The following is a 12589-nucleotide window of genomic DNA, read 5'->3' as shown; positions in this document are numbered from 1 at the left end:
ATTGCCAGATGCGGCGAGAACACTTTACTCTGCCTGGATATACCATCGTTGTAGGCCGGATAAGCGAAGCGCATCCGGCAACGCAATATCTTACTCCTGACGCTGGACCGCTTTCAGTGTCAGGTATCCGCTCCAGATCCGGGTAAACGTCGTCATCCAGCACAGCGCGCCAAAGACCCACGCCATCACGGCAAAATATTCCGGGAACAGACACCCCAACACAAATAGCAAAATCGTCTCAGTACCTTCGGTCAGTCCCCCCAGATAATAAAACGATTTATGCGCGTAGCCCGGGTTATCAATTTGATGTTTCGCCGCCAGCGCAGCAAAGGCCAGAAAGCTGCTGCCGGTTCCCATAAAGGCGAACAGCAGCCAGCCGCCAGCCAGCGAGTTAGCCGCCGGATCGGCGAGCATAAAACCGAATGGCACTAAGGCGTAAAACAGAAAATCGAGCGAGATATCAAGAAATCCGCCTGCGTCGGTTAGCCCTCTGCGCCGCGCCAGAGCCCCATCCAGCCCATCAAAAAGCCGATTGAGCACAATGGCCGCCAGCGCTGCCAGATACCAGCCTAACGCCAGAAATGGCAAGGCCAACACGCCAATGGCAAAACCGACCAGCGTAAGCCCGTCCGGGGTAATCGCCGGTTTATCAATAATGCTTACGCAGCGATGCAAAAGGGGTTTTAATCGCGGATGAATATGACGATCAAGCATGCGGGCGTCCTTTAAAGCTGTCGCACAGCCCCTGGGAAGGAATATCGAGAGCAGCATTAAAACGCGCCGAGAGATTTTGAAACGCAATCAGCGCGGTCATTTCCGTAATGACATCATCGGTAAAATGCTGCTTCATCTGCGCTTTCAGCGCATCATCAACCTGTGGAGGCGTTGCGGTCACCGCATCGGCATAGGCCAGCGCTACTCGCTCTTCTGCGCTAAATAGCGCCGATTCTTGCCAGTTGGCAACCTGTAAGACTTTATCCAGCGCGCCACAGCGTTCAGCCAGCCGTAAACTGTTGGCATCAACGCAGAAAGCGCAGTGGCACACCTGAGAAACGCGGGTCATCAACAGCGCGCGCATCACCGGCGTTAAGCGCGCCTTTTTACGCTCCAGAAACCCGACAAACAGCGCCACCAGCCAGAACAGAAACGGCATCCGCCCCCACCAGCGCGTGGGATGCAGCACATCGCCATAATGTTTTTTCTGCGTAGCAACGAGCGGTTTTAGACTGGAAGGGATACGCGTTAACGGCTTTACCCACGACTGAGGTTCGTTCAACGGTGGCTCCTGAATACTTTAGATAAAACAAAGATAACGATAGTATGTCATTTTCTGCTGTTAGATCTTGATGAATATAATGAAAACCATCGACGTGGTCGCCGCTATCATTGAACGTGATGGCAAAATTTTACTGGCTCAGCGTCCGCTACATGCGGATCAGTCAGGCATGTGGGAGTTTGCCGGCGGTAAGGTTGAACCGGGCGAAAGTCAGCCCGACGCGCTGTTCCGTGAACTGCGTGAAGAGTTGGGCATTGAAGCAGTCGTGGGGCGCTACATTGCCAGTCAGCAGCGCGAGGTTTCGGGCCGACTGATTCACTTACATGCCTGGCATGTACCGTTATATCAGGGGGAACTGAAGGCGTATGAACATCAGGATATCGTCTGGTGTTCACCCGAAGAGGCGCTGCGTTATCCGCTGGCGCCTGCCGATATCCCACTACTGGAAGCGTTTATTCTTTTACGCGACGCCAGACCAGCGGATTTGTGCTGATCGTTTTCTCATCGCGTTGGCACTGAAGCAAGACGCCGTCAGCTTTAATCACTGCCCCTTCCGAATAGTTTTGATCCTGATAAATACAGCACTGGCTACAGGGCTGCGCCCGCTGACCGCTGGAACTGAACACTTCCGGCGGTACGTTAACCTGCACATCCGGGCGATAAGGCTGATTTGCCAGCGTCGCGCCGGACACCAGGGCCAACACGCCTGCCACGATTAAACGGCGCATATTCTTTCCTTTTTAACTGACAATTATGCTCAGTATAACGGTATAAATCGGCAGAAACTTTAGCCTCTTCGATCATCGTTTTTGGTTATGACCCACGACGCAATATTAATTTACTTAGCGGGGTTAATTTTTTCTTGCGTCGCGTCACAGTGCTGATGGTATAGTCAAAAACTGCACAACACTTAACACAAAAATCAAAAATATAACCATATCAATACATAAGAGGTTCTTATATCTATGGATCAGACATGTTCTCTGGAGTCATTCCTTAACCATGTGCAAAAGCGCGACCCGAATCAAACCGAGTTCGCGCAAGCCGTTCGTGAGGTAATGACCACGCTGTGGCCTTTCCTTGAGCAAAACCCGCGTTATCGCCAGATGTCATTGCTGGAACGTCTGGTTGAACCGGAGCGCGTGATCCAGTTCCGCGTAGTCTGGCTGGACGACCGCAATCAGGTGCAGGTCAACCGCGCATGGCGCGTGCAGTTTAGCTCTGCCATTGGCCCATACAAAGGCGGTATGCGTTTCCACCCTTCCGTGAACCTGTCGATCCTGAAATTCCTTGGCTTCGAGCAGACGTTTAAGAATGCCCTCACCACGCTACCAATGGGCGGGGGTAAAGGCGGAAGCGATTTCGATCCAAAAGGGAAAAGCGAAGGCGAAATCATGCGTTTCTGCCAGGCGCTGATGACCGAACTGTTCCGCCATTTAGGTCCCGATACCGACGTTCCGGCGGGCGATATCGGTGTGGGCGGCCGTGAAGTCGGCTTTATGGCCGGGATGATGAAAAAACTCTCCAATAACAGCGCCTGCGTCTTTACCGGTAAAGGTCTCTCTTTCGGCGGTAGCCTGATCCGCCCGGAAGCCACCGGCTACGGTCTGGTGTATTTCACCGAAGCGATGCTCAAACGCCATGGTCTGGGCTTTGAAGGCATGCGCGTGGCGGTTTCTGGCTCCGGTAACGTGGCGCAATTCGCCATTGAGAAAGCCATGGAGTTTGGCGCGCGGGTGGTTACCGCCTCCGATTCCAGCGGTACCGTAGTTGACGAAAGTGGATTTACCAAAGAAAAACTGGCGCGGCTGTGCGCAATCAAAGACAGCCGCGACGGTCGTGTAGCAGATTATGCCCGTGAATTTGGCCTGACCTATCTGGAAGGCAAACAGCCGTGGTCGGTTCCGGTCGATATCGCCCTGCCGTGTGCCACGCAGAATGAGCTGGATGTCGATGCAGCACGCGTATTGATCGCCAACGGCGTGAAAGCTGTCGCCGAAGGGGCAAACATGCCGACCACTATCGAGGCCACCGATCTGTTCCTCGAGGCAGGTGTACTGTTCGCACCGGGTAAAGCCGCTAACGCCGGTGGTGTAGCGACATCCGGTCTGGAAATGGCGCAAAACGCCGCTCGTCTGGGCTGGAAAGCGGAGAAAGTGGATGCGCGCCTGCACCACATCATGCTGGATATTCACCATGCCTGCGTTGAATACGGCGGCGAAAGCAAGCAGACCAACTACGTACGTGGCGCCAACATCGCAGGCTTCGTAAAGGTTGCCGACGCGATGTTGGGTCAGGGTGTGATTTAATATTGTCTCTGCAAGCCTGTAGGCCGGATAAGGCACGGGTGCCGCATCCGGCCTACAAACTTACAGGCCCGCCTCTTCAGATGGCGGGCTTTTTTTCGCCGGACGTTTACGCGGCGCACTCTTTTTCTTATCGCCACCACTACCGCCAGGTGCAGCAATTCCGCGAAAGCGTCGTACCGGTGTGCTGCGCGCCTGATCGATAAGCTGATACAGCGTCCCCACCAGCGGCTGCATGAAATCCTGATAGCGGCATTGCTTTTCGCTGATTTGGGTCAGTATAGATTCCCAGTGCGCGGTCATGTCCGGACGCGTCGCCATTTCTGGCAACGAGTGGAACAGCGCTTTTCCCGCGTCGGTCGAATGGATATACCGCCCTTTTTTCACCAGGAATCCGCGCTTAAACAGCAGTTCGATAATTCCGGCGCGCGTCGCTTCCGTACCTAAACCATCCGTTGCGCGCAGGATCTTTTTCAGATCTTTATCCTGCACGAATCGCGCAATCCCGGTCATCGCTGACAGCAGCGTGGCATCGGTAAAGTGACGTGGTGGTTGAGTCTGACGTTCAACCACTTCGCCTTTTTCGCACAGCAGTTCGTCATCTTTTGCCACCACCGGCAGCGGCGTCCCGTCATTATCTTCGTCGCGCTCTTTATTGCCGAGCAGCGTGCGCCATCCGGCTTCCGCCAGAAAACGCGCTTTAGCGACAAACTTGCCTTTGGCAATATCCAGCTCAATAACGCACTTCCTGAATACCGCATCTGCGCAAAATTGCATCAGATACTGACGGGCAATCAGGTTGTAAATTTTCGCTTCGTTATCGTTCAGGTTGATGGACGAACTGCGTGCGGTAGGAATGATGGCGTGGTGCGCATCCACTTTTTTGTCGTCCCAACAGCGATTTCGCGTATCGGGATTGACCGCCGGTTGCGGGAGCAGATCCGGTGCATGGACGCTAATCGCGTTCAGTACCGCATGACGTCCGGCAAAGTGCTCTTCCGGCAGATAACGGCTATCCGAACGCGGATAGGTAATCAACTTATGGGTTTCATACAACTTCTGGCAGATATCCAGAACGTTTTGCGCACTTAAACCGAAGCGCTTCGCCGCTTCAATCTGCAACGCCGACAGCGAGAACGGTAACGGCGCGGATTCTGATTCCCGTTTATCGTTATAGCTGGTGACTATCGCCGGTTGACCGTTAATTCGGTTCACCACGTGTTCAGCCAGCGTGCGATTCAGCAAGCGCCCTTCTTCATCCTGATACGGCTCACACGCTTCGCTCGGCTGCCAGATAGCGGTAAACCGCTCATCGGCGGGCGTTACGATATGCGCTTTCACTTCGAAGAAGTCTTTGGCGACGAAGTTCTCAATCTCTTCATCACGACGCACAACCAGCCCGAGCACCGGCGTTTGTACGCGCCCGACCGAAAGTACGCCCTGATAGCCCGCGTTACGTCCAAGAATGGTGTAAGCGCGCGTCATATTGATACCGTACAACCAGTCCGCTCGCGCTCGCGCCAGTGCCGACACGCACAGCGGAATAAACTCACTGTTGGCGCGCAGCCGCTCAATAGCCCGCTCAACGGCCTGCGGGTTGAGGTCGTTAATCAGGCAACGCTGCACCTTCTGGCGCTTTTCAGGCGCCAGTTGCAGGTAATCCAGCACTTCATCCACCAGCAGTTGCCCTTCACGATCGGGGTCACCGGCGTGAATAACTTCGCTGGCCTCATGCAAAAAGCGCTTAATGACGTTGAGCTGTTTGGTCACCGAGGGGCGCGGTTGCAGTTGCCACTTTTCCGGGACAATCGGCAGATCGACCAGACTCCAGCGAGCATAACGACTGTCGTAGGCGTCTGGCTGCGCCTGTTCAAGCAGGTGACCAATACACCAGGTCACCACTTGTCCATTTCCGCATTCGATAAAACCATCGCCTTTGCGATGCGGCTTTGGCAACACATCGGCGATAGCACGCGCCAGACTTGGTTTTTCGGCAATAAACAACCGCATCGAGTTAACGAATCTCAACCATGGCGCGACCGCCACGAGCTTCCACTAACTCACCAATGGCGGTGAGATCGATACCGAACTGCGCCGCTACCGCTTTCACTTCGGCTTCAGCTTCCGGCGTTACCGCCAGCAGTAGGCCACCGGAAGTTTGCGGATCGCACAACAGATCGCGTACCGATTGCGGCATTTCACCCATCAGGTGTCCGTAGCTGGCAAAGTTACGTTGGGTACCGCCGGGTACTGCACCCTGCGCGATGTATTCTTCAACGCCAGGCAGCTTAGGAATATCCTGGTAGATAATTTGCGCCTGAACGCCTGCGCCCTGACACATTTCACTCAGATGCCCCAGCAGACCAAAACCGGTAACGTCGGTCATGGCTTTCACGCCGTCGATATCGGCGAATGCCGCACCGGCAATGTTCATCCGACACATCACTTCTGTCGCCAGTCCTTTGTGTTCTTCCTTCAGTAGTGATTTTTTCTCTGCTGTCGTCAGAACGCCAATCCCCAGAGGCTTGGTCAGGAATAACTTACACCCTGCCTCTGCGGTGCTGTTTTTCTTCACGCGTTCGGTCGGCACAACGCCGGTTACCGCAAGGCCAAAGATAGGCTCTGGGGCATCGATAGAGTGGCCGCCCGCCAGCGCAATACCCGCCTGACGGCAGGCAAAACGTCCGCCTTCGGTGACTTCGCGGGCGATTTCCGGCGCCAGCTTATCCAGCGGCCAGCCCAGAATAGCAATTGCCATAATCGGTTTGCCGCCCATGGCGAAAATATCGCTGATGGCGTTAGTCGCGGCGATGCGGCCAAAATCAAACGGATTATCGACAATCGGCATAAAGAAATCGGTGGTGCTGATAACACTGGTGCCGTTTCCCAAATCGTATACGGCCGCGTCGTCGCGAGTTTCATTACCCACCAGTAAGTTCGGATCAACAAACTTCGCCTGCTCGCTGTGCAGGATGGTTTCCAGCACTTTTGGGGAAATTTTACAACCGCAACCGGCTCCGTGGCTGTATTGCGTTAAACGAATAGCTTGCTCGCTCATGGACATCTCCTGTCATTGCAATCCGGATATGGTAGCGCTCATTCCATGATGTGGTAAGAGTGACTGTCTGAATTCGAGTGTCTTTGCTCAGAATCCAGACAGTTTTGCCGTTGATATCAGAAATAACGGACGAATGCGCTCGGATCGGCAAGGTTGATCGTCGTGGATGCTTTTAGCTGCGGTGTACCCAGATAGAGGAAACCGACGATTTTATCTTGCGGGCGACAGTCGAATGCTTCACGAACGACCGCACTTTCGGTTAATGCACCACTGCGCCAGATACCGCCAAAGCCCTGGGCAATTGCGGCCATCTGCATAGCCATCACCGCACAACCGGCAGACATTTCTTGTTCCCACAGAGGAACCTTGTCGTTTTCTTCACATTTCGCCACCACGGTAATAATCAGCGGCGCGCGAAACGGTGCGTTGCGCGCTTTTTCCTGAGCTTTCTCATCGCTACCTGCGGCAATCGCGCCTTTCTCAAGTACGGTGCTAAAGCGTTCACGCCCTTCACCCTCAATGACATAGAATTGCCACGGTTGCAGCGTTTTATGGTCCGGTGCGCGCATTCCCGCCCGCAGAATGTTTTGCAGTTGCTCTCCGGCCGGGGCCGGCTCGACAAGACGAGAAGCGCTACGACGGGTGATAAGTAATTCGAGTGCATCCATTTGCTTAACTCCAACAATGAGATTTGTTCACAAAATTAACACGTGAGCGGATTTTGTTACAGCACAGGCGGTGATTCCTGCTGACAAGTGCCTGTCTGGTCATTACGATAGCCTCATCTTATCGCCTTTCTCCGGGATTTCGGGATGGCGTGTTGTTAATCGGTAGGGAGAATACATGCGAACCCTGTGGCGATTTATTGCCGGATTTTTTAAATGGACATGGCGATTACTTAATTTCGTCCGTGAATTTGTGCTTAACCTGTTCTTCATCTTCTTGGTGCTGGTGGGCGTGGGTATCTGGATGCAGGTCAGCAGCAGCAATACCAGTGAACACGCTGAGCGAGGCGCACTGCTGCTGGATATCTCGGGGGTGATTGTCGATAAGCCGTCGAGCACCAGTCGCTTAAGCGTTATTGGTCGTCAGCTGTTTGGTGCCAGTTCCGATCGCCTGCAGGAAAACTCCCTGTTCGATATCGTGAATACTATTCGCCAGGCAAAAGATGATCGCAACATCACCGGCATTGTGATGGATCTGAAAAATTTTGCCGGGGCCGACCAGCCTTCCATGCAGTATATCGGTAAAGCGCTGCGGGAATTCCGCGACAGCGGCAAACCGGTCTTTGCCGTAGGCGATAACTTCAGCCAGGGGCAGTACTACCTCGCCAGTTTCGCCAATAAAATTTATCTTTCTCCACAGGGTTCCGTTGATCTGCACGGCTTTGCCACCAACGGTTTGTACTACAAATCCCTGCTCGACAAGCTGAAAGTTTCCACACACGTGTTCCGTGTCGGGACTTATAAGTCTGCCGTAGAACCGTTTATCCGTGATGATATGTCTCCTGCCGCGCGTGAAGCTGACAGCCGCTGGATCGGCGAGCTGTGGCAGAACTATCTCGACACGGTTGCTGCCAATCGCCAGATCCCTGCTCAGCAGGTGTTCCCTGGCGCACAGGCCATGCTGGACGGTTTGACAAAAGTCGATGGTGATACCGCGAAATATGCGCTCGACAACAAACTGGTGGATGCACTGGCCTCCAGCGCCGAAGTCGAAAAAATGCTGACCAAACAGTTTGGTTGGAGCAAAGCGGATAAAAATTATCGCGCTGTCAGCTATTACGATTACTCACTGAAAACGCCAGCGGATACTGGAGACAGCATTGGTGTTATCTTCGCCAATGGCGCGATTATGGACGGTGAAGAAACTCCTGGGAATGTGGGCGGTGACACGACTGCCGCGCAGATCCGCGAAGCCCGTCTTGATCCGAAAGTGAAAGCAATTGTTCTGCGCGTGAACAGCCCTGGCGGCAGCGTCAGTGCCTCCGAAGTCATTCGTGCTGAGCTGGCTGCGGCAAAAGCGGCGGGTAAACCGGTTGTGGTGTCCATGGGCGGCATGGCAGCCTCCGGTGGGTACTGGATCTCCACCCCAGCAAGCTACATTGTGGCGAACCCCAGCACGCTGACCGGTTCAATCGGCATCTTTGGCGTGATCAACACCGTGGAAAACAGTCTGGATTCCATTGGCGTACACACCGACGGCGTGGCGACATCCCCACTGGCGGATATCTCCATCACCAAAGCGTTACCACCAGAAGTGCAGCAAATGATGCAACTTAGCATCGAGAACGGCTATAAGCGCTTTATCACGCTGGTCGCAGATGCGCGTAAAACAACACCTGAGCAGATTGACAAAATCGCGCAGGGCCACGTCTGGACCGGACAGGATGCAAAAGCCAACGGTCTGGTAGACAGTCTGGGTGATTTTGATGACGCCGTGGCGAAAGCGGCTGAGCTGGCCAAACTGAAACAATGGCACATTGCGTATTATCAGGACGAACCGACATTCGTTGATATGGTGATGGACAGCATGTCAGGCTCCGTTCGCGCCATGCTACCTGACGCCATTCAGGCTATGCTCCCACCACCGCTGGCCTCTGCGGCCAGTGCAGTAAAAGCCGAAAGCGATAAGCTGGCCGCATTCAACGATCCGCAAAACCGCTATGCGTTTTGCCTGACCTGCGCCAACGTTCGCTAACTATTGGCCCCTCTTCGGGATGAAGAGGGGTTTTCTTTGAGACAGAAGAAAAGTCATGCAGAAAAAATCAATTTACGTTGCCTATACCGGCGGTACCATTGGTATGCAGCGCTCAGAACAGGGTTATATTCCCGTTTCCGGTCATCTGCAGCGCCAGCTGGCATTGATGCCTGAATTCCACCGTCCGGAGATGCCAGACTTCACCATCCACGAATACGCCCCGCTGATGGATTCCTCCGATATGACGCCGGAAGACTGGCAGCATATTGCGGAAGACATTAAAGCGCACTACGACGATTACGATGGTTTTGTCATTCTGCACGGCACTGACACCATGGCGTTTACGGCTTCGGCGCTCTCTTTTATGCTGGAGAATCTGGGCAAGCCGGTCATTGTGACAGGGTCACAAATCCCATTAGCAGAACTACGTTCTGACGGACAAATCAATTTGCTGAATGCGTTGTACGTTGCAGCAAATTACCCGATCAATGAAGTTACCCTGTTTTTCAACAATCGATTGTTTCGCGGCAACCGGACCACTAAAGCGCATGCTGATGGTTTTGACGCGTTTGCCTCACCCAACCTTGCACCACTGCTGGAAGCCGGGATCCACATTCGTCGGCTGGGAACTCCGCCCGCACCTCACGGTACAGGTGAGTTGATTGTGCATCCTATCACTCCGCAACCGATTGGCGTGGTCACCATTTATCCTGGGATCTCCGCTGATGTAGTACGCAACTTCCTGCGCCAACCTGTAAAAGCATTAATTTTGCGCTCCTACGGCGTGGGGAATGCGCCGCAGAATAAAGAGTTCCTGAAAGAACTTGAAGATGCGAGTTCGCGTGGCATTGTGGTGGTGAACCTTACGCAGTGTATGTCCGGCAAGGTGAACATGGGGGGCTACGCGACAGGCAATGCGCTAGCGCATGCTGGCGTGATTGGCGGCGCGGATATGACCGTCGAAGCCACACTCACCAAACTGCACTATTTGCTGAGTCAGGGACTGGATACGCAGACGATCCGTGAAGCGATGACGCAAAATCTGCGTGGTGAGCTCACGCCTGACGATTAAAGGAGTCTATGCCCATGGCCCGAGCCTTACTGTTGGTCGATTTACAAAATGACTTTTGTGCCGGTGGTGCCCTCGCGGTCCCACAAGGTGACAGCACAATCGATATTGCCAACCGTCTGATTGACTGGTGTGCCTTACGCGGCGACATGGTCGTTGCCAGTCTGGACTGGCACCCGGCTAATCACGGCAGTTTTGCCAGCCAGCATCAGGTCGAGCCCTACAGCCAGGGACAACTCGATGGACTGGCGCAGACATTCTGGCCCGATCATTGCGTACAAAACAGCGCAGGTGCAGCCCTGCATCCGCTGCTGAACCAGCGTGCGATAACTCAAACGTTCACTAAAGGTGAGAACCCGCTGGTCGACAGCTATAGTGCGTTTTTTGATAACGGTCGTCGTCAGGCTACCGCGCTGAATGCATGGCTACTCGAACGCCGCATTGCCGAGCTCATCATCATGGGTCTGGCAACCGACTATTGCGTTAAATTCACCGTACTGGATGCGCTCGATCTTGGCTACACCGTCAGCGTTATTACCGACGGCTGCCGTGGGGTTAATATTCAACCCCAGGACAGTGCAAACGCCTTTATAGAAATGGCGGCGGCGGGTGCAACGCTGTATACGTTGGACGACTGGCTGGAAACCCAACCGTAAGCGATGCCGACAGGGTCACTCCTGTCGGCGCGTTATCTCAGGCCAGCGCTGAAATCTCTTCCAGCGATACTTTGCGTGTTTCGATGCCAAAACAAAAAAGAATCAGCGCGCATAGAACCAACATTACTCCTAACACGATAAAGACCGTAACGGAGCCATAGCGGGTCAACAAAATAGCGACGCCATAGGGCGTAAACACAGCGACAATCCTTCCCACCGCATTAACAAAACCTGATCCTCTCAATCTTAGGTGCGTGGGCCATAGTTCTGGGACATAAACTGCAGAGGCAAAGCAGACATACATATACAGAAAAAAAATCATCACCAGCCCGTAGCTCAGAATGGCCCACTCTTCAGTTTGAAGTGAATAGAAATACCCGAGCAATGCGATAATAATCAACAAGAATGAGCCAAACAATCGCCGTGGAAAGCGATCGATAATTAACGCGGCAATAAATATCCCAACTGGCGCGCCAATCATAATTATCGCAGTCATAAATATGGATTTCGTTACATCGATTCCCGAATTAACAAATATAGTCGGGATCCATACCGTAATGGTGTAGAGCGAAATATTCATTGCGATAAGCACCGTGATCGCCACCAGTGTACAGCGCAACATTGGCCCCTTAAACAATAGCCAAAATGAACCACTTGCCGTGCTTAAATCCGCCGACGGGCATTCGTTCCGGCAGGATGGTAAAGTGATGTTTTTTTCTAGCTCAATTTGCGATTCAACCTGCATAAGATGTTTTTCAGCTTCGCTTCTCTTCCCTTTACCAGCCAGCCAACGTGGGGATTCAATATAGTATTTTCCCGACAGATACCAGGCCAACAGCATTGCCATGCCACCGAGCAGAAACATCACCCGCCAGCTTAAAAGTGCAATGATCACGACGCCAATTGCCGCAGATAGCATTGGTGCCCAGTTGCCGACAAATGACAGACGGGCAGACCATTTCCCACGTACCGCGGGTGGAATGAATTCTGTAAATGAGGCATAGCCCACCATAATTAGCGCCCCCATTCCAATCCCCATCAGACAGCGGAAGAAGATAAGCCAGTACATGTTGGGCACAAACGTTGCAGCGCAGGCTGAGGCCCCGACGATTAACAAATTGATGCGGAACGCTTTGCGTCGACCGAGATAATCACCAATAAAGCCGCCGGCTAGTGAACCGATAAAGTAGCCGAACATCAGCGCTGAGGTAAACGCGGCATTTAGATAATTGTTTGACCAGCCAGTGTTGACTAATTTTGCTAATACCACATTCCCGGAATAGCTGAGAAAACCGGTTATTAACAAACTAAAACTAATAATGCCGAAAATACGAAAATGAAATCGAGATAAAGGTAAGCGATCTAATCTTGCGCCGATAGGGTCACATTGTTCCATCTGGATGCCTCAAATTCAGCTAAATAGAAAGTATGGCGATCGCGGCAGAAGCAATTTTGCCGCGCCATCCATCATCATTAGATTCTTATGGCATTTCCCAGGTGCAAACTAAAATAATATCGACACAA

Annotated in this window: 12 protein-coding genes; 5 read left to right on the top strand and 7 right to left on the bottom strand. The window is 53.1% G+C overall.

The window, feature by feature from the left end; genetic code table 11:
• Positions 1–90: 90 nt before the first annotated feature.
• On the bottom strand, positions 91–714 hold the full coding sequence (locus OGX66_RS06135) for a CDP-alcohol phosphatidyltransferase family protein (RefSeq protein ID WP_088902405.1): 624 nt from the start codon (positions 712–714) through the stop codon (positions 91–93).
• Complete coding sequence (locus OGX66_RS06130) at positions 707–1276, bottom strand: carboxymuconolactone decarboxylase family protein (protein ID WP_044712181.1); 570 nt, start codon at positions 1274–1276, stop codon at positions 707–709. Before OGX66_RS06130 ends, OGX66_RS06135 begins: the two co-directional genes overlap by 8 nt.
• Positions 1277–1355: 79 nt before the next feature.
• Here OGX66_RS06130 and OGX66_RS06125 point away from each other — a divergent pair, with 79 nt between their 5' ends.
• Complete coding sequence (locus tag OGX66_RS06125) at positions 1356–1769, top strand: pyrimidine (deoxy)nucleoside triphosphate diphosphatase (RefSeq protein ID WP_088902406.1); 414 nt, start codon at positions 1356–1358, stop codon at positions 1767–1769.
• Here OGX66_RS06125 and OGX66_RS06120 read toward each other — a convergent pair.
• Positions 1729–2004, bottom strand: a complete 276-nt coding sequence (locus tag OGX66_RS06120; RefSeq protein ID WP_016150109.1) for a YnjH family protein — start codon at positions 2002–2004, stop codon at positions 1729–1731. The genes OGX66_RS06125 and OGX66_RS06120 overlap by 41 nt on opposite strands.
• A 237-nt stretch (positions 2005–2241) precedes the next feature.
• Here OGX66_RS06120 and gdhA point away from each other — a divergent pair, with 237 nt between their 5' ends.
• Complete coding sequence (gdhA, locus tag OGX66_RS06115; protein WP_003832501.1) at positions 2242–3585, top strand: NADP-specific glutamate dehydrogenase; 1344 nt, start codon at positions 2242–2244, stop codon at positions 3583–3585.
• 60 nt (positions 3586–3645) lie between these two features.
• Here the strand turns inward: gdhA and OGX66_RS06110 are convergent, their stop codons facing one another.
• The 3 genes from OGX66_RS06110 to OGX66_RS06100 all read right to left on the bottom strand — a co-directional run bounded on the left by OGX66_RS06110 (position 3646) and on the right by OGX66_RS06100 (position 7308).
• Positions 3646–5592, bottom strand: a complete 1947-nt coding sequence (locus tag OGX66_RS06110) for a DNA topoisomerase III (RefSeq protein WP_003030667.1) — start codon at positions 5590–5592, stop codon at positions 3646–3648.
• 4 nt (positions 5593–5596) lie between these two features.
• Positions 5597–6640 carry a selenide, water dikinase SelD gene (selD, locus tag OGX66_RS06105; protein WP_088902407.1) on the bottom strand — a complete coding sequence of 348 codons (1044 nt, stop codon included), beginning with the start codon at positions 6638–6640 and terminating at the stop codon, positions 5597–5599.
• A gap of 116 nt (positions 6641–6756) precedes the next feature.
• A complete protein-coding gene (locus OGX66_RS06100) occupies positions 6757–7308 on the bottom strand; it encodes an NAD(P)H nitroreductase (RefSeq protein ID WP_003030670.1) in 552 nt (183 codons plus the stop codon).
• 175 nt (positions 7309–7483) lie between these two features.
• On the opposite strand from OGX66_RS06100, the gene sppA reads away from it, so the two are divergent.
• From sppA to pncA, 3 genes are read left to right on the top strand one after another with little or no spacing between them, the layout of a single operon-like run.
• Entirely contained in the window at positions 7484–9340 is a 1857-nt protein-coding gene (sppA, locus tag OGX66_RS06095) for a signal peptide peptidase SppA (protein ID WP_003840881.1), read from the top strand.
• Positions 9341–9395: 55 nt separating this feature from the next.
• On the top strand, positions 9396–10412 hold the full coding sequence (ansA, locus tag OGX66_RS06090; protein ID WP_003030673.1) for an asparaginase: 1017 nt from the start codon (positions 9396–9398) through the stop codon (positions 10410–10412).
• A 14-nt stretch (positions 10413–10426) separates the two neighbouring features.
• Complete coding sequence (gene pncA / locus OGX66_RS06085) at positions 10427–11065, top strand: bifunctional nicotinamidase/pyrazinamidase (protein WP_003840880.1); 639 nt, start codon at positions 10427–10429, stop codon at positions 11063–11065.
• Positions 11066–11102: 37 nt separating this feature from the next.
• Here pncA and OGX66_RS06080 read toward each other — a convergent pair whose 3' ends face one another.
• Complete coding sequence (locus OGX66_RS06080; RefSeq protein ID WP_003840879.1) at positions 11103–12461, bottom strand: MFS transporter; 1359 nt, start codon at positions 12459–12461, stop codon at positions 11103–11105.
• Positions 12462–12589: the final 128 nt, after the last annotated feature.

Origin of the sequence: Citrobacter sp. Cf072 (assembly GCF_030334485.1) — a bacterium.
Taxonomy (GTDB): domain Bacteria; phylum Pseudomonadota; class Gammaproteobacteria; order Enterobacterales; family Enterobacteriaceae; genus Citrobacter; species Citrobacter freundii.
This window is presented reverse-complemented; position numbering and strand designations above follow the sequence as displayed.